This is a genomic window from Actinomycetota bacterium (assembly GCA_035697485.1).
GTDB lineage: Bacteria > Actinomycetota > UBA4738 > UBA4738 > HRBIN12 > JAOUEA01.
Genome location: DASSCU010000049.1, coordinates 36,739 through 58,622, shown reverse-complemented (window position 1 = coordinate 58,622; position 21,884 = coordinate 36,739). Strand labels below are relative to the sequence as shown.

24 protein-coding genes are annotated in these 21,884 nt (G+C 71.2%); 19 read left to right on the top strand and 5 right to left on the bottom strand.

The genetic code is table 11. From position 1 onward, the window contains the following. The first annotated feature begins 18 nt into the window (after nucleotides 1-18). The 7 genes from VFI59_12545 (at nucleotide 19) to VFI59_12515 (ending at nucleotide 6,803) form a co-directional block, all read left to right on the top strand. Nucleotides 19-477 (top strand): hypothetical protein, encoded by a 459-nt coding sequence (locus VFI59_12545; GenBank protein HET6714525.1) that lies wholly within the window; start codon nucleotides 19-21, stop codon nucleotides 475-477. A gap of 62 nt (nucleotides 478-539) precedes the next feature. Next, on the top strand, nucleotides 540-2,159 hold the full coding sequence (locus VFI59_12540; GenBank protein ID HET6714524.1) for an acyl-CoA carboxylase subunit beta: 1,620 nt from the start codon (nucleotides 540-542) through the stop codon (nucleotides 2,157-2,159). Between the two features lie 11 nt (nucleotides 2,160-2,170). Next, a complete protein-coding gene (locus VFI59_12535) occupies nucleotides 2,171-2,440 on the top strand; it encodes a hypothetical protein (protein HET6714523.1) in 270 nt (89 codons plus the stop codon). Between the two features lie 35 nt (nucleotides 2,441-2,475). After that, entirely contained in the window at nucleotides 2,476-2,784 is a 309-nt protein-coding gene (locus tag VFI59_12530; protein HET6714522.1) for an AraC family ligand binding domain-containing protein, read from the top strand. Next, nucleotides 2,781-3,911, top strand: coding sequence for a glycosyltransferase family 1 protein (locus VFI59_12525; protein ID HET6714521.1), 1,131 nt, complete (start codon nucleotides 2,781-2,783; stop codon nucleotides 3,909-3,911). The genes VFI59_12530 and VFI59_12525 overlap by 4 nt, the downstream gene beginning before the upstream one ends. A gap of 22 nt (nucleotides 3,912-3,933) precedes the next feature. Continuing rightward, nucleotides 3,934-4,884 carry a glycosyltransferase gene (locus VFI59_12520; GenBank protein ID HET6714520.1) on the top strand — a complete coding sequence of 317 codons (951 nt, stop codon included), beginning with the start codon at nucleotides 3,934-3,936 and terminating at the stop codon, nucleotides 4,882-4,884. A gap of 239 nt (nucleotides 4,885-5,123) precedes the next feature. Further along, on the top strand, nucleotides 5,124-6,803 hold the full coding sequence (locus VFI59_12515; protein ID HET6714519.1) for an MFS transporter: 1,680 nt from the start codon (nucleotides 5,124-5,126) through the stop codon (nucleotides 6,801-6,803). 49 nt (nucleotides 6,804-6,852) lie between these two features. On the opposite strand, the gene VFI59_12510 is transcribed toward VFI59_12515, so the two are convergent. After that, complete coding sequence (locus VFI59_12510; protein HET6714518.1) at nucleotides 6,853-7,263, bottom strand: hypothetical protein; 411 nt, start codon at nucleotides 7,261-7,263, stop codon at nucleotides 6,853-6,855. Between the two features lie 166 nt (nucleotides 7,264-7,429). Here VFI59_12510 and VFI59_12505 point away from each other — a divergent pair, with 166 nt between their 5' ends. From VFI59_12505 to VFI59_12495, 3 genes are read left to right on the top strand one after another with little or no spacing between them, the layout of a single operon-like run. Beyond that, nucleotides 7,430-8,203 carry a GAF domain-containing protein gene (locus VFI59_12505; protein ID HET6714517.1) on the top strand — a complete coding sequence of 258 codons (774 nt, stop codon included), beginning with the start codon at nucleotides 7,430-7,432 and terminating at the stop codon, nucleotides 8,201-8,203. A 2-nt stretch (nucleotides 8,204-8,205) separates the two neighbouring features. Further along, nucleotides 8,206-9,033 carry a S8 family serine peptidase gene (locus VFI59_12500; protein HET6714516.1) on the top strand — a complete coding sequence of 276 codons (828 nt, stop codon included), beginning with the start codon at nucleotides 8,206-8,208 and terminating at the stop codon, nucleotides 9,031-9,033. Continuing rightward, nucleotides 9,030-9,935, top strand: coding sequence for a DUF1028 domain-containing protein (locus VFI59_12495; protein ID HET6714515.1), 906 nt, complete (start codon nucleotides 9,030-9,032; stop codon nucleotides 9,933-9,935). The genes VFI59_12500 and VFI59_12495 overlap by 4 nt, the downstream gene beginning before the upstream one ends. Before the next feature lie 33 nt (nucleotides 9,936-9,968). Here the strand turns inward: VFI59_12495 and VFI59_12490 are convergent, their stop codons facing one another. Both VFI59_12490 and VFI59_12485 read right to left on the bottom strand, forming a co-directional pair. Next, the gene (locus VFI59_12490) at nucleotides 9,969-10,661 is read right to left on the bottom strand and encodes a Crp/Fnr family transcriptional regulator (GenBank protein ID HET6714514.1); all 693 of its coding nucleotides are present in this window, start codon (nucleotides 10,659-10,661) and stop codon (nucleotides 9,969-9,971) included. Between the two features lie 147 nt (nucleotides 10,662-10,808). Next, nucleotides 10,809-11,765 carry a hypothetical protein gene (locus VFI59_12485; protein ID HET6714513.1) on the bottom strand — a complete coding sequence of 319 codons (957 nt, stop codon included), beginning with the start codon at nucleotides 11,763-11,765 and terminating at the stop codon, nucleotides 10,809-10,811. A 153-nt stretch (nucleotides 11,766-11,918) separates the two neighbouring features. Between VFI59_12485 and VFI59_12480 the strand changes: the two genes are divergently transcribed. Then, entirely contained in the window at nucleotides 11,919-12,563 is a 645-nt protein-coding gene (locus tag VFI59_12480) for a hypothetical protein (GenBank protein HET6714512.1), read from the top strand. 187 nt (nucleotides 12,564-12,750) lie between these two features. On the opposite strand, the gene VFI59_12475 is transcribed toward VFI59_12480, so the two are convergent. Further along, nucleotides 12,751-13,608, bottom strand: coding sequence for a 3-hydroxybutyryl-CoA dehydrogenase (locus tag VFI59_12475; GenBank protein ID HET6714511.1), 858 nt, complete (start codon nucleotides 13,606-13,608; stop codon nucleotides 12,751-12,753). Between the two features lie 47 nt (nucleotides 13,609-13,655). Between VFI59_12475 and VFI59_12470 the strand changes: the two genes are divergently transcribed. From VFI59_12470 to VFI59_12435, 8 genes are all read left to right on the top strand, one after another. Then, entirely contained in the window at nucleotides 13,656-14,234 is a 579-nt protein-coding gene (locus tag VFI59_12470; GenBank protein ID HET6714510.1) for a hypothetical protein, read from the top strand. 94 nt (nucleotides 14,235-14,328) lie between these two features. Next, entirely contained in the window at nucleotides 14,329-15,018 is a 690-nt protein-coding gene (locus VFI59_12465) for a hypothetical protein (GenBank protein HET6714509.1), read from the top strand. A 19-nt stretch (nucleotides 15,019-15,037) separates the two neighbouring features. Beyond that, complete coding sequence (locus VFI59_12460; protein HET6714508.1) at nucleotides 15,038-15,613, top strand: hypothetical protein; 576 nt, start codon at nucleotides 15,038-15,040, stop codon at nucleotides 15,611-15,613. Beyond that, nucleotides 15,610-17,631 (top strand): copper resistance protein CopC, encoded by a 2,022-nt coding sequence (locus tag VFI59_12455; protein HET6714507.1) that lies wholly within the window; start codon nucleotides 15,610-15,612, stop codon nucleotides 17,629-17,631. Before VFI59_12460 ends, VFI59_12455 begins: the two co-directional genes overlap by 4 nt. 1 nt (nucleotide 17,632) lies before the next feature. Next, nucleotides 17,633-18,082 (top strand): hypothetical protein, encoded by a 450-nt coding sequence (locus VFI59_12450; protein ID HET6714506.1) that lies wholly within the window; start codon nucleotides 17,633-17,635, stop codon nucleotides 18,080-18,082. After that, nucleotides 18,079-18,651, top strand: a complete 573-nt coding sequence (locus VFI59_12445; GenBank protein HET6714505.1) for a CPBP family intramembrane glutamic endopeptidase — start codon at nucleotides 18,079-18,081, stop codon at nucleotides 18,649-18,651. The genes VFI59_12450 and VFI59_12445 overlap by 4 nt, the downstream gene beginning before the upstream one ends. After that, nucleotides 18,648-19,919, top strand: coding sequence for an ABC transporter substrate-binding protein (locus VFI59_12440; protein ID HET6714504.1), 1,272 nt, complete (start codon nucleotides 18,648-18,650; stop codon nucleotides 19,917-19,919). Before VFI59_12445 ends, VFI59_12440 begins: the two co-directional genes overlap by 4 nt. Continuing rightward, nucleotides 19,916-20,692, top strand: coding sequence for a hypothetical protein (locus tag VFI59_12435; GenBank protein HET6714503.1), 777 nt, complete (start codon nucleotides 19,916-19,918; stop codon nucleotides 20,690-20,692). Before VFI59_12440 ends, VFI59_12435 begins: the two co-directional genes overlap by 4 nt. Here VFI59_12435 and VFI59_12430 read toward each other — a convergent pair. Then, a complete protein-coding gene (locus VFI59_12430) occupies nucleotides 20,689-21,882 on the bottom strand; it encodes a peptidoglycan DD-metalloendopeptidase family protein (GenBank protein ID HET6714502.1) in 1,194 nt (397 codons plus the stop codon). The genes VFI59_12435 and VFI59_12430 overlap by 4 nt on opposite strands. Between the last annotated feature and the right edge of the window lie 2 nt (nucleotides 21,883-21,884).

Sequence of the window (21,884 nt, the reverse complement as noted above, 5' to 3'; positions counted from 1 at the left end):
CCGGGGGGAAGAGACAGGATGATCGGGAGAGCGACGACCCGGACCGCCCGCGCGGTCGTGGCGACCCTCGCCGCCGGGGTCGTGCTCGCGGCCGTCCCCGCAGCATCGGCCCACCACGCGCCTGGGCCGTGCGACTTCCATCGGAAGGAAGGCGTGACGGTGCGCCAACACTCCCGCGACCAGATCGGGTGCGCGGTGGACAAGTGGAAGGTCCCCGGCGGCGTGGCCGTCGCCCTGTGCATCGCCAGACGTGAGAGCGGCCTGTTGCCGTGGGCGGCATCCGGCGACGGGATGAACAAGGGGCTGTACCAGCAACACGTGAACTACTGGGACGGGAACTACGACACCTTCACGAGGAGCTCGTGGGGCCTGTCTCGCCGCATCCTGAGCGGCCGCACGAACACGATCGTGTCGGTCCGCATGGCGCACGACCCGGACATCGGATGGGGGCCGTGGGGCGGCCGCGCCTGCGACTGATCGCGACCCTCCCGCGCCCTCCGGCTGACGCCTCGTTCAGCGCGCGCGACTAGACTCCCCGCATGGTGACCACCCGCGACGAACGGTCCGGAAGCGGCGCCGGCGACCGGCCGACCGGCGCCGAGCCCGCGAAGACCGTCGAGGACCGCATCGAGGAACTCCGCAAGCGGAAGCGAGCGGCACGCACGCCCGGCGGCCGCGACGCGGCGAAGAAGCAACATGACAAGGGCAAGCTCACGGCACGCGAGCGGCTCGACGTGCTGATGGACCAGGGCTCCTTCGTCGAGACCGACCCGTTCGCCGTGCACCGGGCCCACGATTTCGGCATGGACCGAAAGCGGCCCCCGGGTGACGGCATCATCACCGGGTACGGCACGGTCGACGGCCGCAAGGTGTTCGTCGCGAGTCAGGACTTCACGGTCTTCGGCGGGTCGATGGGTGAGGTCATGGCCCAGAAGGTCACCAAGGTGATGGACCTCGCGATGTCGACCGGCGCCCCGTTCGTCTCGATCAATGACTCGGGCGGCGCGCGCATCCAGGAGGGCGCCGCCTCGCTCGCCGGGTACGGCTACATCTTCGAGCGGAACGTGCGGGCCAGCGGCGTGATCCCCCAGATCAGCGTGATCATGGGGCCGTGCGCCGGCGGCGCCGTCTACTCCCCCGCGATCACCGACTTCACGTTCATGGTGCGCGAGACCTCGCACATGTTCATCACCGGCCCCGACGTCATCAAGACCGTCACCGGCGAGGACGTCTCGATGGAAGAGCTCGGGGGCGCGATGACGCACGCGACGAAGTCGGGCGTCGCCTCCTTCGTCGGCGAAGACGACGAGGACGTGTTGAACCGCGTGCGCTACCTGCTCAGCTTCCTGCCGTCGAACAACCTGGAGGACCCGCCCGCGTACGCGCCGACGGACGATCCGAACCGCTCGGCCGACGCGCTCACCCATGTCGTGCCTGACCGGGCCAAGGAGCCCTACGACATGCACGAGGTGATCCGCTACGTCGTCGACGACGGGGAGTTCCTCGAGATCTTCCCGCTGTGGGCGATGAACGTCGTGATCGGGTTCGCCCGACTCGATGGGCGCAGCATCGGGGTCATCGCGAACCAGCCGAAGGTGAACGCGGGCACGCTCGACATCGAGGCGAGCGAGAAGGCCTCGCGCTTCGTGCGGTTCTGCGACGCGTTCAACATCCCGATCCTCACGCTGGTCGACGTGCCTGGGTTCCTGCCCGGCACGAACCAGGAGTACAACGGCATCATCCGCCACGGTGCCAAGCTGCTCTACGCCTACGCCGAGGCGACCGTGCCGCGCATGACCGTGATCACGCGCAAGGCCTACGGCGGCGCCTACCTCGTGATGAACTCCAAGCACCTGCGCAGCGACGTCGCGTTCGCCTGGCCCACGGCCGAGATCGCGGTGATGGGCGCCGAGGGCGCGGTGAACGTCGTGTTCCGCAAGGAGATCGAGAAGGCGGCCGACCCCTCGGCGAGGAAGGCCGAGCTGATCAAGGAGTACCGCGACAAGTTCTCGACGCCGTACGCGGCTGCCGAGCGGGGCTTCATCGACGACGTGATCGAGCCTGCCGAGACACGCACCCGCTTGATCAAGGCGCTGCGCATGCTCGCGACGAAACGGGAGAGCGTACCCGCCCGCAAGCACGGGAACATCCCGCTCTAGAGGAGACGCCGATGCCGATCCGCGACGAGGGAGAGCGACGGTTCGAGCTTCCCGAGGACATCACCCCCGAGGAAGAGCGCGCGATCCTGATGGCGCTAGAGCGGTACTTCGTGGCCGAGAGTCCCCGGCCCGCGCCGTGGGTGCTGCAGGGCCGCATCGACGCCATCGGGCTCGGGGCGTTGCAGGCTCGCCGCTACGCCCGCGAGCCCTGGCACGGACAGCAGGGGCCGTTCGCGCGCAAGGGTGTGCCGACGGTGCACGGTCGCAGCGACGTCCGCTAGTCTGATTCAGACTAGCCTTCCCGACGGAGACGGACCTGGGCGCGACGAAGACCCCCGGCACCGCAGACCGAGCGCAGGCGCTCGAGGCGTTCCAGGAGGACGGCTGCGACGCGCCGCGTTCGTGGGGGAACGCCCCCGGCGACCGCTACGGCCGACACGATCACGGCACGCACAAGGTGCTCTTCTGCCTCGAGGGGTCGATCGTCTTCCACACCGACGACGGCGACGTCGACCTGACCGCCGGCGACCGCCTCGACCTGCCGGCCGACACCTCGCACGCGGCCACGGTCGGTCCAGACGGGTGCGCGTGCATCGAGGCGTACCGGACCGGCGGCCACACGTGAGGGTCGCCTTCCACATCGACCAGCTGTGGTTCTCAGCGCCCGGCGGCATCGGCACCTACGTGCGAGAGCTCGCGCCGGCGATGCTCGACGAGGACCCGACGCTGGAGCTACTGCCGTTCCGCTCCCGGTTCGCCGCCGGCGGTCCGCCGGCCGCATGGCTCCAGCGGTTGCCGCCCGTCACGATCGTCGATCGTCCGATCCGGGCGCTCTACCCGCGCTGGGACCTGATGGGCCGGCCCCCGCTGCCCGCCGGCATCGCTGGGGCCGCCGTGGTGCATGCAACGAACCCGGTGGCCGTCGCGCCGAAGCAGCGCGGCCAACGGCTCGTGGTGACGGTGCACGACCTCGCCTTCGTGCGCCATCCCGAGATGTTCCCGCGGGACTGGCGCATGCTCTACCGGGCCGGACTCCGCGCCGTCGCCCGACGCGCCGACGCGGTCGTGGTTCCATCGGCGTTCACGGCCGACGAGCTGCGGGAGCACTCGGGCGTCGACCCGGGCCGCGTGCACGTCACACCGCTCGCCTCGTCGCTGCCCGTCGATCCGGACCCCGCCGTCGATGCGACGCTCGAGCGGCTCGGGGTGCCGAGGCCCTACGTGCTCTCGGTGGGCACCCTGGAGCCCAGGAAGAATCAGGCCCGGCTCGTGCGGGCGTACCGGCGCCTGGCGGGCGAAGGGCGACCCCATGCGCTCGTGCTGAACGGTCCCGACGGCTGGCTCGACGACGAGCTGCGGTTGGCGCTCGCCGCCGAGGGGCCGGGTCGGGTCGTGCGGACCCGTGACCTCGGGGCGCGCGACCTCGACGCGTTGTATCGGGGAGCCGATGCGTTCGCTTACGTCTCGCTCTACGAGGGGTTCGGCCTGCCGGTCGTCGAGGCCCTCGCCCGCGGTGTGCCGACCGTGGCGGCCGACGCGACGTCGATCCCCGAGGTGACCGGCGACGCGGCGCTGCTCGTCGATCCACGGAGCGAGGATGCGATCGCTACCGCGCTGGGCCGGGTGGTCGACGACCCGGTGCTCGGCGCCGAGCTCCGACGCAAGGGCCCGGAGCGCGCAGCCGCGTTCTCGTGGCGGGAGACCGCTCGGGCCACGTTGCGCGTGTACCGTCACGTGGCGGGCGCGAGGTGACGATGCTCCTGAGGGGTTCCCGATGAAAGTGACGCTGATCTCCACCGTGAAGGACTGCGCCGGGTCGGCCGGCGGCTTCCTCGCCTCGCTCGCCGCGCAGACGCGCGCCCCCGACGAGGTGATCGTCGTCGACGGAGGATCGACGGACGGCACGGCCGAGGCCTACTCGCGAGGCGAGGCTGTGACCGTGCTCGTGGAGCCCGGCGCGAACATCTCGCGCGGCAGGAACGTCGCGCTGGCCTCCGCGACCCACGAGATCGTCGCCGCGACCGACGCGGATTGCGAGCTCGACCCCAGATGGCTCGAGGCGATCGTCGACCCGATCGAGGCGGGCGCCGACGTGTCGATGGGCTGGTACGAGCCCGTGCTCGAGACGACGTTCGAACGGTGCATGGCCGCAGTGAACCTTCCGCTCGACGCCGGCGACGTCGACCCTGCGACGTTCAACCCGTCCGCACGGTCGGTGGCGTTCCGGCGCGAGGCGATCGACGCCGTGGGCGGCTACCCGGAGTGGCTGGCGATCGGCGAGGACATGTGGGTCGACCAGCGATGGCGCGAGCTCGACATGGACATGCGGTTCGCGCCCGACGCCGTCGTGCGGTGGCACCTGCGATCGGGCCTCGCGGACACGTGGCGCCAATACTTCGGGTACGCGCGCGGCGACGCCCAGGCGGGCATGCACGCCGAGCGCCACGCGCTCCGGTTCGGTGTGTACGCCGGGCTCGGCGCGGCGCTCGCGTCCCGGCGCACTTGGCCGAGGGTGCTCGCTGCGGCAGGGGCCGTCGCGTACGCCCGGACGCCGGTGCGCCGCGGATGGGCGCGCGCGCGCGACGCCCGCGAGCGCGCGATCACCACGGTCGCCGTGCCGGGCCTGATGGCGTTCACCGACGTCGCGAAGATGGCAGGTTACGCGGCGGGCCTCGCGGACCGGCTCGGCGGAGCCGGCCGGCCAGTCGAGGATCCTCCGGGTTAGGCCGCGGCCTCGACGTGCAGATCCCTGGTCACGTCGAAGAGGTCCCACGACGCCGTCCCGAACACGAGCGGGCGAGCCGGCCGGCACCGAGTGGCGATGCTCCATCCGGCGGGTATGGACGGGGGGGCCGGGTGCTCCAGCCAGAGGGTTGCGTGGCGACGCTACCGTAGTCCTGTGTCGTCACGCGTGTACGGACCGCGCTTGACAGGGCGGGGCGACTCATCGGATAACCCACCGTCATGGGCGACGAGGCGCGGGGCGGGACGTTCCGCGCCGCCCTCTCCCACCGCGACTACCGGCTGCTGCTGAGCAGCCTCGCGATCTCGGATTCCGGGAACTGGCTCTACGCCGCGTCGAGCATCATCTACATCCTCGACGTCACCGGCTCGCCGGCATGGGTGGCGGCGTCGGGGGTCGTCCGACTGTTGCCGTACGTGATCTTCGAGCCCCTGGGAGGGGCGATCGCCGACCGATACGACCGACGCAAGGTCATGATCGCCTCCGACCTGGCACGTGCGGTGCTGATGCTGATCCTCACCGTGGTCGCCCTGTCGACCAGCACGGCCGCGGTGATCGCCCTGATCGGGATCACGTTCGTCAACAACACCCTGTCAGCCCCGTACTACCCGGCGGTCACGGCGATCACGCCTTCGATCGTGCCCGAAGAGGACCTCGCCGCCGCGAACGCGTTGTCGGGCACGATCGACAACTTCGCGATCGCCTTCGGCCCAGCGCTCTCGGCCGTGCTGCTACTGCTCGGGCCGCCACCGGTCGCGTTCGCCCTCAACGCCCTGACGTTCCTCATCTCCGCGCTGCTGGTGTGGCGGATGCAGGTGCGAGGCAAGGTCGGCGACGTGGAGGTGGAGGCGGGGCTCCGGTCGCGCATCGTCGCCGGAGCCCGCGCGATCAGAGGATCGAAGGAGGCCGTGCTCCTCGTGGGCCTCACGATGGCGTTCAGTTTCACGTTCGGCCAGGAGATCGTGCTGTTCGGACCGATCTCGGAGGAGTCGCTCGGTATGGGCATCGAAGCGACCGGCCTGCTGTTCGCCGCGCCGGGCATCGGGGGCATCCTCGCCACCGCTGCGGCGGCCAGGCTCGCGTCGAGGGCCCACACGGCTGGCATCCTCACGGTCGCGACATTCGTCGCCGGCATCCCGCTCGCCACGCTGTCGGTCGTCACCCTCCCCCCCGCCGCCTACCTGCTGCTGGCGATCGAGGGCGCCGCCGTGATCATCGCGGACGTCGTGACCACGACCACCCTGCAACGCGTCGTGCCGGCAGAACGCGTCGGCAGCGTCTTCGGCATCCTCGGCGCCCTCACCGTAAGCGCGATCGCGCTCGGTTCGGTCGTCGCGCCGATCACGATCGAGCTGCTGGGGCTCGCGGGGGCTACCGGCCTCGCCGGGGGCGTGTTGCTCGCGGTCACGCTGGTCACCCTGCCCCGAGCGCGTTCGATGGATCGCATCGCCGCGGCGCGGGTCGCCGAGCTCGCCCCGGCGGTCTTCCTGCTCGAGCGGCTGGACCTCTTCGAGACGGCGTCGCCGGCCACCCTCGAGGCGCTAGCCGCCGTCTCCACGCGAGAGCAGGTACCGGCCGCCACGGTCGTCGTGCGAGAGGGCGACGAACCGGACGACCTGTTCGCGATCGAGTCCGGCACCGCGGAGGTCACGACGGTCGGGGCCACAGCGCCCCTCGCGAGCCTGGAGGCAGGCGACTACTTCGGCGAGATCGGCCTGCTCGAGCGGCGACCTCGCACCGCCTCCGTCACCGCGGTGACCGACATGGAGCTCTATCGAATCCCCGGCGAGGAGTTCTTGCGCATCGCGAACGAAGGCCCGCGCATCTCGACGACGCTCCTGGCGGTCGTCTCGAACCGGCTGGCTTCCACGAGCCCCGTGGAGGAACTGGGCCACGCATGATGAAGGGGCCGCCCGAAGGCGGCCCCCGTGGTGCGGATCGGGACGATCGTCACGCCTGCTCGAGGGTGTCGTCCTCGTCGAGGCGCTTCCTCTGACCCTCGGTGTCGTCCTCGTCCACGGTGCGCCGAGACCTGATCATGCCCTCGGTGTCGTCCTCGTCGAGGCGCTTCCTCTGACCCTCGGTGTCGTCCTCGTCGAGGCGCTTCCTCTGACCCTCGGTGTCGTCCTCGGCAAGACCGGCCCGCCTCTGCCGCTGACCCTCGGTGTCGTCCTCGGCAAGACCGGCCCGCCTCTGCCGCTGACCCTCGGTGTCGTCCTCGTCGAGGCGCTTCCTCTGACCCTCGGCGTCGTCCTCGGCGAGACCGGCCCGCCTCTGCCGCTGGCCCTCGGCGTCGTCCTCGTCGAGGCGCTTCTTCTGACCCTCGGTGTCCTCTGCCTCGATCTTCCTCTCGTCCGACATCTTGAACCTCCTTCTGGTGGGAGCCCTCTGGTCTGGGGCTCATCCTGACCCCTGCATCATCGACCATGCAAGTGCTGATGGGTGTCATGCAGGCGACTTCCAGGGTGTCGTGTTGCCGACACCGTGATGTCGCGCCTGGACGCCGGTGCGGGTAGCATCCGCGGCGATGAGCGACGACGGCTCGACGACGAAGGAATCCTCACCGGACCCAAACGCTCACTTCGCCGTGCTCGCGCGCGCGGCATCCGACCTCGGCCCCGCGATCGAGCCCCCCGGCTACCAGGAACTGCTCGACTGGATCGTGGAGGAAGTGCGAGAGATCACGGGGGCCGAGGCCGCTTCGATCGCCTCGTTCGACCCGACCAAGGAAACCCTCACGTTCGTCGCCGCGTCGGGCGCAGCAGGCGACCAGGTGGTAGGCATGCAGATGGATGCGGGCAAAGGTATCGCCGGCTGGGCTCTCTCGTCGGGCCAGGCGATCACGATCTCCGACGCGCCGAGCGACCCGCGCTTCGCGCGGGACATCGCCGACGCAACCGGGTACACGCCCTCGTCGGTCTTCGCGATCCCGCTCGAGACCGACGCCGGCGCCATGGGTGTCATCGAGATCCTCGACGCTCCCGAAGGTCGTGCAGGCGCCCACGACGAGTCGCGACTCGTCTCGACGCTCGCGCGACAGGCCGCCGTCACGCTCGAAACGACGCGCATGTTCCGTTCGCTCGGACGGGTGATCTTCAAGGCGGCGTCGATCGCGGCAGAGGAGGACGACCTCACGGCCGCCCTGGAGCGCATCGCCGAGAAGACACGGGGACCGACTCGCGAGCTGGCGGAATTGCTCGATCTGTTCTCCGAGGTCGGCTCGCTGGGCCCGAAGGAGCGTGAGGCCGCGACCGAGCTGCTGTACACCTTCCTGACGTACGCGCAGGAAACCCGGGACTAGCCATGCGTCCCGCATGGTCGTGGGCCTTCCAACCGGGGGCGCTACAACAAATCAACGTCGACCTGCCGCACGAGATCACGCCTGAGTGGGCATGGGGCGACAGCACCGGCTCGGGGGTCAAGGTGGCGGTACTCGACTCAGGCATCGACGCCGATCACCCGTGGGTGCGGAGCGTCGAGGGCGCCGTGGCCGTGGACTTCGACCCGGAGGCACCCGGCAACGTGCGCTTCACCGAGGGGCCGCACGAGGACCTGTTCGGTCACGGCACTGCGTGCGCCGGCGTGATCCGACGTCTCGCCCCCGATTGCGAGATCTACAGCGTGCGCGTGCTCGGACCCAAGCTCACCGGGAAGGGGTTCGTGTTCGCCGCGGGGCTGCGATGGGCGCTCCGCAGCGACATGAGAGTGATCAACCTTTCGCTGTCGACCGGCAAGCGCGACTATTACTCCGTGTTCCACCGCATCGCCGACGAGGCCGCGTTCCGCCGGGTGATGCTGGTGTGCGCGATCAACAACATGCCGGGACCGAGCTTCCCGGCCGAGTACTCGTCCGTGTTCTCGGTGGCCTCGCACGAGGACGTCGACGACCCGCTCGCATTCGACTACAACCCGGCACCGCCGGCCGAGTGGGGGGCGCCGGGCATCGACGTCGAGGTGCCCTGGCTCGAGGGCAAGACGATCGTCGCGACCGGGAACTCGTTCGCCGCGCCGCACATCGCCGGTGTGCTGACGCTGATCCTGGCCAAGCACCCCGAGCTCACGCCCTTCCAGGCGAAGACAGTGCTGATGGCACTCGCGAGGAACGCCAGGTCGAGGGAGGAACCACCATGACCTACTCGATCGTCGCCCGCGACCCCGAGACCGGCCGCCTCGGGGTCGCCGTGCAGTCGCACTGGTTCTCGGTCGGGAGCGTGGTCTCGTGGGCAGAGGCGGGCGTGGGCGCCGTGGCGACGCAGTCGTTCGCCGAGCGCTCCTATGGCCCGCTCGGACTGGAGCTGATGCGACGCGGGCGCAGCGCCTCCGAGGCGCTCGAGACGCTCGTGCGAGCCGACCCCGACCGAGCGGTTCGACAGGTCGCGTTCGTCGATGCTCGTGGACGCGTGGGGGTCCACACAGGAGCCGACTGCATCCGCCAGTTCGGACATGTGACCGGCGACGGGTTCTCGGTGCAGGCGAACATGATGGAGCGCGACACGGTGTGGAAGGCGATGGCCACCGCGTACCGCGGTGCCGAGCGTGACCTCCCCGACCGCCTGATGGCTGCCCTCGCGGCCGGCCAGGACGAGGGTGGCGACATCCGCGGCATGCAATCGGCCGCGATCGTCGTCGTGGCGGCCGAGCCGACAGGCACCGAGTGGGGCGATCGGCTGCTCGACCTACGCGTCGAGGACCACGCCACGCCCGTGGACGAGCTGGCCAGGCTGGTGCGGCTCTGGCGGGCGTACGGCCACGCGGAGCGCGCCGAGGAGCTCGAGCTCGCCCACGACCTCGACGGCGCGATGCGCGAGCGGTTCACCTCGCTCGAGATCCAGCCCGACCATCCCGAGCTGGCGTTCTGGGCGGCGGTGGCGATGGCGCAGGCCGGTCGCCTCGACGACGCTCGCCGCACGATCGCGGTCGCCCACGCGGCGGGACCTGGCTGGGCGGAGCTGTTGCGCCGGGTGGTCGCCGACGGCCAGGTGCCGCTCGACGAGGAGAGCGTGCAGGCACTCCTCGACGAGGCGCCCTCCTGAACGGAACCGGTGCCGCGAGCACGCGACCGCGGCTCAGCGGGAGCCGCGCCGCCGGAGGGCCTCGAGGTCCGAGATCACGACCTCGCGGCCGCGGAGCTCCAGGAACCCGCGGTTCTGGAACATCCTCAGGCTCTGATTCACGCTCTGGCGCGAGCCCCCGACCATCTCGGCCAACTCGGTCTGCGTGAGCGGCAACTCCAGCACGACCGTCTCGCCCTCGACCCTGCCGTCGCGTGCGGCGAGCGTCGCGAGGGTCTTCGCGAGCCGACCCGCGAGATCGAGGAAGACGAGATCCGACGTCTGCTCGGTGATCCTGCGTGCGAGGCCTCCCAGCGCGCGGAGCATGCCGTCGGCCACACCGGGGTGTCGATGGACCGCATCGAGCAACGTGGCCCGGTCGAGCGCCACGAGCATCGTCGGCTCGAGGGTCGTCGCAGAGGCGGATCGAGGCCGCCCGTCGACCGCCGAGAGCTCGCCGAACGCGTCGGGACTCCGAAGGGTGGCGAGCACCATCTCGCCGCCCTCCCCCGACGAGACCCACACCTTCACGAGGCCTTCGGCGATCACGTAGAGCGTGTCCCCTTCGTCCCGCTGATGGAAGATCGTGTGACCTCGCTCGAGGTCGAGTCGGTTCGCACGTTCGGCGAGGAACTCGAGCGCCTTGGGTGAGAGGTCGACGAACAAGGCCGAGTTCGCCAGCAGCGCGGCGTTCTCCTTCGTCGTCACGGCCGAAGCCTTACAGGACATCGTCCGCGCCGCAAGGCGAGTCTGTCGTTCCCACGCTCAGTGCTCATGACAGTTCGCGCATGCGATCGACTCGCCTCGTGATGCTCGCAACGGCGCGTGGGAGGCGACCGGCTCGTCTGTCGACCCCTACGGCACGATCGCCTGCCACGAGCGCGAGTATTCGTCGCGGCGTTCGGTGTCGGTGATCCGCGTGACGTTCGCACCGTCGGCATCCATGAGCCAGAGATCCCCGGCATCCGGTCCACGCCGCACGGGCTGCTCGCGCGTGAACGCCACGAGGGCGCCGTCGGGCGAGAACAGCGGGCCGTACTCGCTGCGCCGTCGTGTGCCCGTCAGGTTCGAGAGGTTCGCCCCGTCGGGGTCGATCGCGAAGATGTCCGAGTACACCCGGTTGCGCTGGGCTCCGAAGACGATGCGCGACGCGTCGGGGGCCCAGTTCGGCACGACGAACCAGATGACGTTCCAGCGTGCCTCCGGCGGAGGCATCGTCTCGACGACCTCGCGGTCGCTGCCGTCGGGCGCCATCGTCACGACCTGCTGGGCGCCACGCTGGATCTCCTCGGAGGCGACGATGCGGTTGTTGCTGCCCCAGTCGGCGTGGCAATCGTCGGTGCCGAACGAGATCCTCGTGAGGTTCGATCCGTCGACGTCGACGGTGTACAGGCGGTACCCTCGCCGAGCGAACACGCAGAACACGACGCTCCCCCCGTCGGGCGACACCCCGAGCGAGAAGGGCTGGCCGGGCGCGTCTCGGCGTCCGAGGATCACCGTGCGGTCCGAGGTCGCGAGATCCAGCAGCACGATCCGCCCGCGGCGATGGCCCGATTCGGCGATCACCGCCGAGGTGCCGTCGGGTGTGTACTCGGCGTCCACGGCGTCGCTCGCGCCGACCGAGAGCTGATGGTCGCCGGTGCCGTCGGGTGCGATGGCGCGCATCGCGAGGGACGATCCGCCGATCTTGAGGTAGGCGATGTCTCCGTTCCCACCAGGGAAGGTCGCGATCGCCGGGGAGGCCGCGACAGCGACCGCGAGCATGCCAGCGACCACCACCGCGAACGATGGTCTCGCCGATCGTGCTCGCATCGCCGTCTCTCCCTTGGCGGGGTGCCCGGACGGTAGCCGCAGATGCGCCACCGGTCAACACGGTTGCATCACGTCCGCGGGGGTTGCGCAGAAGTGCGCCTGCGGGTAGCGTCATCGGCGGCTGCCCGCCAACCAACCCGTAAAGGGGACGCGATGGTTCGGCGGATCTCACTCCTCGCTCTGTTGGTCTCGCTCTTGATGGTCGCCGCGATCCCGGCGCGTGCAGGCGTTGCCGGCATCCACCGGACGCACCAGCCCCGAGCACGGGAGTACAGCAGGTGGGCGCTCGGCTCGAGCCCGAGCCCGCTCCTCGCGTCACTCGAAGGAACGTGCGGGGGGGTGGTCGACGGCCGCTTCTTCATCGCTCCCCCGATCGCCGAGGACCTCGAGCTCTGGTGCGACGTGCCGGCGGACACCCCGATCGTGTTCTCCCACGCGGCCTGGTTCACATTCAGCCCCGCCGACGGCACGACGGACGCGGAACTCATCGCCGCGGCCGACGCAGGATTCGCACCGGTGTCCTCGTGGGTGAAGTACGACGGTGACCGTGTCGGGACCAGCGGCAAGACCATCAACCTCGGCGCGTTCACGATCAGGTCGCGGTCGGGCAGCTTCCTCGATGCGATCGGCGTCGGAACCGGCTCGGTCCGTGCGTCGCTCACCGGCACCTTCCTCACAATCCCGACACAGGGGTGCGGACGCCACCTCATCGAGTCCGCCGTCGACTTCGGCGTCCCCAACGAGGTGTTCAGCGGCACGTACCACATCAGGATCGGAGGGTGCGGCGAAGACGATTGACGAGCACTCGTCGCACCATCCGGTCGAAGGACGCGGCGAGATGCGCCTCCGCTGGCTCGCTCTGTCATGCACCTTCTTTGTGGTCGCGGTCGCTTGCTCGGGAGGGAGCGGCGACGACTCCGCCCCGCCGGCGCGAGTCGGGACGGCTCGCGTTGGCACCTGATCGGTCGGGACGAGCCACGTCGGGTCAATACTCGTAGAAGCCCTGGCCGCTCTTCCTGCCCAGGTGTCCCGCGTCGACCATGCGCTGCAGCCTGGGCGGCGGTGCGTACAGCGGATCGCGGAACTCGGCGTGGAGCACGTCGGCGATCTGCAGGACCGTGTCGAGGCCGATGAAGTCCGCGAGGCGCAGCGGTCCCATCGGGTGGTTCATGCCGAGCGTCATCGCGGTGTCGATATCCTCGCGGCTCGCGAACCCCTCGTCGAGCAGGCGGATCGCCGCGCAGATGTACGGGATCACGAGTCGGTTCACGATGAACCCGGCGTGGTCCTTCGCCACGACCACGGTCTTGCCAAGCCGTTCGCCGAACCCTCGGGCGAAGGCGATCGTCTCCTCGCTCGTCGACAGCGACGGGGTGAGCTCCACGAGGCCCATCACCGGGGGCGGGTTGAAGAAATGCATGCCGATCACGCGGTCGGGCCGATCCGTGACGGCGCCCAGCGTCGCGATCGGGATGGACGACGTGTTCGAGCCGAGCACGACCTCGTCGCGGGTGAACTCGTCCAGCTTCCGGAACGTCTCGAGCTTGATCTCGGGATCCTCGGTCGCGGCCTCGACCACGAGGTCGACGTCTGAGAACGCGGCGATCTCGGTCGAGCCACCGATGCGCGCCAGGATCGCGTCACGGTCCTCAGCGGTGAGCTTGCCGCGCTCGAGGGCGCGGCCGGTGGACGCCTCGATGCGCTCGCGGCCCGCCTCCACGAGCCCGTCGCTGGGTTCGAGGAAGACCACGTCGATGCCGATGCGGGCGACCACCTCGACGATGCCGGAGCCCATGAGACCGCACCCCACGACCCCCACCGTGCGAACGTCCCTGGCCTGCATCGTCCCCCGTCCCATTGGATGTCGGCGCCAACACTACAATCGACGCGATGAGGGGTACGCATCCTCGCCGCGCCGTGGCCACGGCGGGCATCGCCGGCTCCGGGCTCCTGCTCGGGCACTGGCTCGCCTACGCGCTCGGCACGCCGCAGGCCCACGCCCGCGAGGAGCTGCTGCGCGCCACCGGCCACGGCTACCTGCCTTACGCGACCCAGGTCGCACTGCTCGCCGGCGCCCTCGGGCTGGCGGCGCTGTTCCTCGCCCGCGTCTCGAGGCGGGAGGACCGAGGCTCGTTCGGGTTCGACGCGGCCACGCTGGCCGCGGTGCAGTCGGTCACGTTCGTCGCGATGGAGGCTGGCGAGCGGCTCGCGTCGGGCGCCTCCCTCGACGGCCTCACCCATGGGCGTCTGCTCGCGATCGGCCTCGCGGCGCAGGTCGCCGTGGCTGTCGTCGGCGCGTGTGTGCTGCGGGCGACCGACCGTGCAGCCGAGGCCGCCGAGGCGCAGGCCGGCCTCAGCACGCCCACCGCTGCGCGTCCGGTGGCGACCGTCCCGATCGCCCCGTTCGACGCTCCGCCCCGTCCCGCGATCCGCGCGGCCGCGAGCCGGGCTCCTCCCTCCCTCCCCTGAGCCTCATCGTTCCGAACGCCACGCCGACCACGCCAAGCCCGAGCGACGTGGCCAGCACGCATCTCCGGGAATGCATCTCGGGAAGGAGCACCACATGCGTCGTTCCATCGTCACGCGCGCCGCGCTCGGCGCGACCGTCACCGGCATGATGCTGCTGGCGGCCGCACCCGCCCTCGCCCACGGCGAGGCCGGCGAGGGCGACCTCGTCCTCACGATCGGGTTCGCCGACGAGCCCGCCTACGCGGGTCTGCCCAACGCCGCGCAAGTGCACGTCGAGCACGGCGGTGAGCCCGTCAACGACCTGAAACCCGGCGACGTCGAGGTCGAGATCACCTTCGGCGACGAGACGTCGGAACCCATGGACATGCAGCCGTGGTTCTTCTTCGAGGGCGGCGACCTCGTCTTCGGTGAGCCGGGCGAGTACCGGGCAGACTTCGTGCCGTCGCAGCCGGGCAGGTACACCTTCCATTTCACCGGCACGATCGACGGCGAGGAGATCAACGAGGAGATGACCTCCGGTCCCGACACGTTCTCGATGGTCGAGGACGCGGCCGCGGCGTCGTTCCCGGCGGTCGAGGCGCCCTCGAACGAGGAGCTCGCCACGCGCATCGACGAGGAGTCCGCTCGCACCGCAGACGCCGTCTCCGCCGCGGAGGCCGCCGCCGCCTCGGCGGACGACGCCGCCTCGAGCGCTCGAACCGTCGGTACGGTCGGCGTCGTGCTCGGCGCGATCGGCATCATCGCCGCGATCGCCGCGCTGGCGTCGAGCCGGCGGAAAGCCTGAGGCGGCCAGGACGACGGCGATGCTCGCCCATCAAGGGGCGGTCGACGAGACCCTCTCGGTCGTGCTGCTGCTCGGCGCGCTCTGGGTCGGATGGGTGGGGTGGTCCCGCCTGAAGGGGAAGGGGTTCCCCCGCATGCCCGCCTGGGCGGGGCCGGGGCTGCTGGCCGCGGCCGCCGCGCTGGCCGTCACGGCTGCGATCGCCCCCCGGGCGATCTTCGCTCCGTCACCCGCGACGTTGACCGGCGCCTCGGCGAGCGACCCGGGACCCAGGCCATCCTCCGCAGCGGCCCTCGGGTTCGCGGCCCCGACCGACGGCCAGACCGTGATCGGCGACGAGGTCGAGGTGGTCCTCGACCTGCGGGGGGGTCGCATCGTCGAGGACACGAGCACCCACCTCGCCCCCGACACCGGCCACGTGCACCTCGTGCTCGACGGGGAGCTCGTCTCGATGACTTACGGGCTCGTGCAGGTGGTGGACCTGCGCAACGTGCCGCCCGGGTCACATACCCTGCTGGCGGAGTACGTGGCCGCCGACCACGCCCCCTTCGATCCGCGGGTCACGGCGGTCGTGCGGTTCGAGACGGAGGGTCCATGACGTCGGCGGGCTCGAGCAGGTCGCCTCACCGCGTCGCGAGGGCGATCGCGGCCGCTGCGACCGGCGTCGGCATGCTCGTGGCGCTCGCGGCCGCCGCCTCGGCGCACGCCGGACTCGAGTCGTCGGACCCGGCTGCGGGCGAACTGCTCGCGGCACCGCCCGCGTCGGTCATGCTCGCGTTCACCGAACCCCCCGACCCGGATCTGTCGTCGGTCGCGGTGCTCGACGCCAACGGCGCCGAGATCGAGACCGGCCCCCTCGAACGCGGGTCGGCCCCCCGCTCCGTGCGGGTCACGCTCCCACACCACCTCGGCAACGGTGTCTACACGGTCTCGTGGCGCGTCGTCTCGACCGCCGACGGCCACCTCACGGCCGGTGCGTTCGCGTTCGGCGTCGGTGTGACCGAGGGCGAGGTCGCCGCCGTTCCCGAGGCGCCGTCCACACCCTCGCCGTCGCCGCTCGCCGTCGCGGGCAAGGTGCTGCTCTATGCCGGCCTGGCGGTGGCCGTGGGAACGACGGCCTCCGGCGTGGTCGCGTTCGACGGCATCGTGCCGGCGCGACGCGTGCTGCTTCCTCTCGCGGGCACCTCGGCGCTCGTCGGGGCGGTGGCGATGACGATCGCAGAGGCCGACGTGGTGGGCGCGTCGGTCGGCGACCTGCTCTCGTCGGCCGCCGGGCGCTCCTACGTCTGGCTGCTCGGGACCACCGCGATCACGCTCGCCGCATCGTTCGTCGCGAGCCGAGGGCCGAGCCGCGTCCCGCTCGTCGCGTTCGGCCTGGCGGCCGCGGCGGCGATGCTCGTGCGTGCCACGAGCGGCCATGCGGCGGCGCTCGTGCCCGCGCTCCCGGCAGAGATCGCTCAGTGGGTGCACTTCCTGGCGATCGGTGTCTGGATCGGCGGGCTCCTGCCGCTGCTGTTGCTCGTGCGCGAGCGGCGTACCGGGGCCGCGCCCGCTCCCGTCGCCGAGGTGGCCCGGTTCTCGCGCATCGCCGGATGGGCGCTGCTCGTCGTGGTGCTCACCGGCATCGCGCGTACCGTCGGGGAGGCCGGGGGCATCGGCGACGTGCGGGCCATGCTCACCGGCACGAGCTACGGCACGACGCTCATCGTGAAGATCTCGATCGCGTTCCTGCTGATCGGCCTCGGCGCGCTCAACCGCCGCCGATCGATCCCCCGGCTGCAGCGAGACGGCACGTTGCTGCGCCAGGTGGTCGCGATCGAACTCGTCGCCGCCCTCGGCGTCTTCGGCCTGACCGGCGTGCTGACGAGCCTCAACCCCGACCCCGCCGACGACCCATCGGACGAGCCGGCCGCTGCGTCGGTCTCGGCGTCGGGCGCGGACTTCGCCACGACCACGCGTGTGACGTTCACGGCCACGCCCGGCAGCGCCGGGCCGAACACGTTCGAGGCCCGCATCGTCGACTACGACGAGGGAACCCCGGTCGAGGCCGACGAGGTCGCGGTGCTGATGGCGGCGATCGGACGCCCCGAGATCGAGCCGGCGACGCTTCCGTTGGAGGCTGACGAGCCGGCCGGTGGCGGCGCCCCGGCCGTCTGGACGGGCGCCGGCACCCAGCTCTCGCTCGCCGGCGCTTGGGACCTGGTGGTCCAAGTTCGATCGGGGGCGCGCACGACGGAGGTGCCGCTCGTGCTCGTCACGCGCGCCCCCCCGACGACCAGCGTCGTGGCCCAGGGTTCCGGCGATCTCCCCGACATCGAGACCGTCACGATGTCGACCGACGAGCAGCTCCAGCTCTACCTCGATCCCGGCGCTCCTGGCACGAACGAGTATCACGTGACGGCCTTCGACCCCGAGGGCGATGAGCTCGAGCTCTCCGGGCTCGTCGTCGTCGCCACCGGCCCCGAAGGCACGACCGAGACGCTCGACGTCACCCGACTCACCCCGGGACACTTCGCCGCGCCCATCGAGACCGACGTCGGCTCGTGGCGGTTCGATGTCGTGGCGACCACCGTGGGCGGTACCGTGCTGCAAGCGAGCCAGGAACAGGAGATCTGACGTGCGACGCATCGGGATCGCGCCGGTCGCCCTCGTGGCGGCCCTCGCCGCCGCGTCGGCGCTCGTGGGCTGCGGTGGAGCCGCCGACGACGGCGCGCCGACCTCGGCGGCGTCGCCCACGGTGGCGGTGGAACGGCCCGCGAGCACGGCCGAGCTCACGATCGTGAGACCGGAGAACGGCGATCGCGTCGCGGGCGATACGACGCAGCTCGAGATCGACCTGCAGGGGGCAGAGGTCGTCGACCAGACCTCGACCGACCTGAGGCCCGACGAGGGGCACCTGCACGTGATGCTCGACGGGAAGCTCGTCTCGATGACCTCGGGCACCTCGCAGCTGCTCGCCGACCTCACCCCCGGCGAGCATCTGCTCCAGGTGGAGTTCGTGGCCAACGACCATGCCCCGTTCGACCCGAGGGTGCTGGCCGCGGTGACGTTCGAGGCCAAGGGATGAGCGCCGTCCGCCCGCGCGAGCGCGCCGCGCCCGACCTCGCCACCCTCGGCCTGGTGGTGACCGGCGCGGCCTTGCTGCTGGCGCGGCTGTGGCTGCCCGCACTCGGCACGACCGGACGCGTCGTCGGCCTCACGGCGATCCTGCTCGCGATCCTCGCGGCGTCGCTCCTCGTGCCCACGTCCCCCGAGCCGGCGAGGCTCACCCCAGCGGTCGTGCTCGCGACCGGGCTCGCCGGCGTCACGGTCGCGACCGCAGCAGCCGGCCGTCCCGTCGCCGCCCCCTACGCGGCATGGGCCCTGCCCCTCGCGCTGCTCGCGGCCGTCACCGAGGAGGCCCTCTTCCGCAGGGCGGCCTACGGGGCGCTTCGACGGCACGGCGCGATCGTGGCCGTGGGGGTGACCGCGTTGGCGTTCGCCCTCGTGCACGTGCCCCTGTACGGGATGGCCGCCCTCCCCGTCGACCTGGGCGCCGGGCTGCTGCTGTCGTGGCAGCGCTGGGCGTCGGGAACCTGGACCGTTCCCGCGGCGACCCATGCCGCGGCCAACCTCGCGATGACGGTGATGCGATGAGACGCAGGCTCGCACTGGTGGCCACGGTGGCGATCGCGACCGCGGCCTGCTCGACCGGACCGACCGACCCGGGCGGCGACACGATCGCGGTCGGCGCCGTCTACCCGCTCTCTGGGTCGCAGGGGCAGGGCGGCATCGACGAGCACCGCGGCACCCTGCTCGCGGCGCAGCTCGTGAACGAGGGGGGCGGTGTCGACGGACGCACGATCGAGATCGTCTCGACCGACGTCTCGGCGGCCGAGGCCGCGCCGGGGGCCGTCGAAGACCTGCACGCCGACGGGATCGACATCGTACTCGGCAGCTACGGCAGCACGATCTCGGCGCCCGCATCGGAGACCGCAGCCGCCAACGACATGCTGTTCTGGGAGACCGGAGCGGTCGGCATGCTCACCGAGCGCTCCGAGCAGGGGGAGCGCACGTTCCGCATGCCGCCGACCGGTGCGGTGCTCGGACGCAACGCGATCTCGTTCGTGGACGGCCCGCTCGCCGAGGCGTTCGGGCGTACCCCCGCCGACCTGCGGTACGCGGTCTCGTTCGTTGACGACGTGTACGGACGGTCGGTCGCGAGCGGTGCCCTCCAGGCCGCCGCGGACCTCGATCTCGAGGTGGTGGGCGCGTTCGGCTACGACTTCCGGACGGTCGACTACGACGCGCTGGCCCGGCGGATCGATCGATCGGGCGCCGACGTGCTCTTCGTGTCGGCCTACCTCGTCGACGCGGTCGAGCTGCGGCGCGCGCTCGTGCGCAACGACGTCGACCTGCTCGCGAGCATCGGCACCTCGTCGTCCTACTGCATGCCCGAGTTCGGCGCCGCGCTCGGCGACGGCGCCGTCGGCCTGTTCGCCTCGGATAAGCCGAGCGGCGACGCGATCGATCCGTCGACGTTGCGCCCCGATGGCGCCGCGCTCCTCGAGCGGGCCCGCACCGCCTATGACGAGCGATGGGGCGAGGAGATGAGCTCCGCGGCGCTCGCCGGGTTCTCCGCGGCGTGGGCCTTGTTCGCCGAGGTGATGCCCACCGCCATCGACGCGTCGGGCACGGTCGCTCCCGATGCGATCGCGGACGCAGCGCTCGAGGCCGACCTCCCGATGGGGAGCCTCCCCAACGGCAGCGGTCTGCGCTTCGGCGATCCCGGGACCGCGACCGCCGGCGACAACGTGGCGGCGGCCGCCGTGATCTGGGAATGGATGGTGCCCGGGGAGCACATGGTCGTCTGGCCGCCCGAGCTCGCGACCCACGAGGTGCGGGCGATGGACATCGTTCCGTGACGACGCGGCCGGTACCGATCGTCACCCGGGCGGCGTTCATGGCGGGTATCGCCGTGATCGCTGCCTACGCGGCCCTCGCCGCGTGGTCGGGCTCCCTCTCCCCTCTGGCGCGCGGTCCCCTGCTCGACGGCCTCGGCCCCGTGAACTACCGATGGGTCTCGCCGCCGCCCGGGCTCGCGGCGACGAACCAAGAGCCCAGCTCGGGACGGTTCGCTCTGCCCCTGCTCGAGGGAGGGGTCGGCACCCAGGTCGTGTTCACCTCCGACAGCCAGGTCACGATCGTGATCGACGACGGATCGATCGGAGCCGCGCCGAAGCAGCGGTCGGTCGAGCTGTTGGTGGCACCGGTCGATCCGGCCGGGCTCTCGCCACCGGGCGGCGACCTCGCCGTCTTCGGCAACGCCGTTCGCCTGAGCGCGAGGTATCGGCCCTCGCGCGATCCGGTCCGTGACCTGGACCGGCCGATCCAGGTGATCCTCGTCTACCCGGCGACCTCGACGCTGCACGCGAACACCCACGAGATGCTCTTCTCGCGCGACGGCGAGTCGTGGGAGTCGCTCGAGACCACCGATTCCCCCGGCCAGCAGCAGGCGGAGGCCCAGGTGCCGGGGCTGGGCTACGTGATGATCGCCGGGGTGCCCGCCCCGCCGTCACCGAGCCCGGCAGGAGTGGGGTCGGGCGGCACACCGCCGTTGGCCGTGGCACTGCTGGTCGCCGCCGGCGCCGTCTTCCTGATCGGGATCGGGCTGCTGATCCGCGGCCGGGCGCGTTAGCCGCAGGCGGCCACGAGCAGCGGGTACGGGTTGATCGCGTCCTCGATGATCGAGTACCCGTAGTAGCTCGCCGGCCAGTTCGACGGCATCACGCTCGGGCGGAACTCGAAGTGGTTGTGGTTGACCTCGCCGCCGGCGAGCCCGTCGGAGCCCACGTATCCGATCACGTCGCCGGCCTGCACCGGCCCCAGCTTCGCGATCGAGGTCATGTGCGCGTTGTACGTCGACCCGTACTGTCCTTGCACGTACACGGCCTTGCCGCCGTAGATGTTCGTGGCGTCGCTGGCGACGCCGTCGAACGTCGCGCGGATCGGCGTGCCGAGCGGCGCGACGATGTCGACTCCCTTGTGCAGGTGGTAGCCCCCCACGTACCGGGGAGCACCGAACCCGTCGCCGAACCCCCGCGGCTGGTCGACCGGGCACACCTTGAAGACGCCCTGCCACGCCTCAGGCAGGGCGACCGATCCGTGGCCGCCGTAACCGGTCGCGGCGAGCTCGGCCTGCCACTCCTCGTAGGCCTTCTTGGCCTGCTTCTCATCGCCCTCGGCGTCGGCGAGCGAGGTACGCACATCGGCGAGCACCGCTTGCTGGGCCTCGAGGTCGGCCTGCACCTGCGCCTGCAGCTCCTGGGCCGCCGCCTGGCGGCGCCGTGCCTCGGACTGCAACTCCTCGAGCCGCGCCTCTGCCGCCTCGAGCTCGTGGCGCACGTTGAGCACCGCCTGCGCCAGATCGGCGTCTTCCTGCTGCACGACATCGACGAACTCGATTCGGTCGGAGAGGTCCGAGAGAGACGTCGCGCCGAGGTAGAAGCCGACGTCGGACGCGGGGCCTTCCATGAACACCTCGGCGGCCCGTTCGTTCAACCGCGCTTCGATGCGGGCGGAACGGGCCTCGGCGGCGTCGCGCTCCTCCCGGGTCGCTTGCAGGTTCGCCGTGACCTCCTCGAGGCGACCCGTCGCCTCCTCGAGCTTCTGCATCGCGGTCGCGAGGCGGGCGTCGATCGTCGCCAGCTGTCCCTGGGCGGAATCGAGCTGAGCCGCGACCTGTCGTCGTCGTTCCCGCGCTTCCCGGAGATCATCCTTCGGGGTCGCCGAGCCGCTGGCGGCGGCCAGCGCGACGAGGGCGACGAGCGCGGTCGCGACCGCGACGACGCGGAACGCCACGGGGAAGGAGTGGTGCGTTCTCGTCATGT

What these genes read in the sequence shown, in the direction of transcription:
- VFI59_12545 (HET6714525.1), top strand. Translation starts at nt 19, where the DNA reads ATGATCGGGAGAGCGACGACCCGGACCGCCCGCGCGGTCGTGGCGACC.
- VFI59_12540 (HET6714524.1), top strand. Translation starts at nt 540, where the DNA reads ATGGTGACCACCCGCGACGAACGGTCCGGAAGCGGCGCCGGCGACCGG.
- VFI59_12535 (HET6714523.1), top strand. Translation starts at nt 2,171, where the DNA reads ATGCCGATCCGCGACGAGGGAGAGCGACGGTTCGAGCTTCCCGAGGAC.
- VFI59_12520 (HET6714520.1), top strand. Translation starts at nt 3,934, where the DNA reads ATGAAAGTGACGCTGATCTCCACCGTGAAGGACTGCGCCGGGTCGGCC.
- VFI59_12515 (HET6714519.1), top strand. Translation starts at nt 5,124, where the DNA reads ATGGGCGACGAGGCGCGGGGCGGGACGTTCCGCGCCGCCCTCTCCCAC.
- VFI59_12510 (HET6714518.1), bottom strand. Translation starts at nt 7,263, where the DNA reads ATGTCGGACGAGAGGAAGATCGAGGCAGAGGACACCGAGGGTCAGAAG.
- VFI59_12505 (HET6714517.1), top strand. Translation starts at nt 7,430, where the DNA reads ATGAGCGACGACGGCTCGACGACGAAGGAATCCTCACCGGACCCAAAC.
- VFI59_12500 (HET6714516.1), top strand. Translation starts at nt 8,206, where the DNA reads ATGCGTCCCGCATGGTCGTGGGCCTTCCAACCGGGGGCGCTACAACAA.
- VFI59_12495 (HET6714515.1), top strand. Translation starts at nt 9,030, where the DNA reads ATGACCTACTCGATCGTCGCCCGCGACCCCGAGACCGGCCGCCTCGGG.
- VFI59_12485 (HET6714513.1), bottom strand. Translation starts at nt 11,765, where the DNA reads ATGCGAGCACGATCGGCGAGACCATCGTTCGCGGTGGTGGTCGCTGGC.
- VFI59_12480 (HET6714512.1), top strand. Translation starts at nt 11,919, where the DNA reads ATGGTTCGGCGGATCTCACTCCTCGCTCTGTTGGTCTCGCTCTTGATG.
- VFI59_12475 (HET6714511.1), bottom strand. Translation starts at nt 13,608, where the DNA reads ATGCAGGCCAGGGACGTTCGCACGGTGGGGGTCGTGGGGTGCGGTCTC.
- VFI59_12470 (HET6714510.1), top strand. Translation starts at nt 13,656, where the DNA reads ATGAGGGGTACGCATCCTCGCCGCGCCGTGGCCACGGCGGGCATCGCC.
- VFI59_12465 (HET6714509.1), top strand. Translation starts at nt 14,329, where the DNA reads ATGCGTCGTTCCATCGTCACGCGCGCCGCGCTCGGCGCGACCGTCACC.
- VFI59_12460 (HET6714508.1), top strand. Translation starts at nt 15,038, where the DNA reads ATGCTCGCCCATCAAGGGGCGGTCGACGAGACCCTCTCGGTCGTGCTG.
- VFI59_12455 (HET6714507.1), top strand. Translation starts at nt 15,610, where the DNA reads ATGACGTCGGCGGGCTCGAGCAGGTCGCCTCACCGCGTCGCGAGGGCG.
- VFI59_12445 (HET6714505.1), top strand. Translation starts at nt 18,079, where the DNA reads ATGAGCGCCGTCCGCCCGCGCGAGCGCGCCGCGCCCGACCTCGCCACC.
- VFI59_12440 (HET6714504.1), top strand. Translation starts at nt 18,648, where the DNA reads ATGAGACGCAGGCTCGCACTGGTGGCCACGGTGGCGATCGCGACCGCG.
- VFI59_12430 (HET6714502.1), bottom strand. Translation starts at nt 21,882, where the DNA reads ATGACGAGAACGCACCACTCCTTCCCCGTGGCGTTCCGCGTCGTCGCG.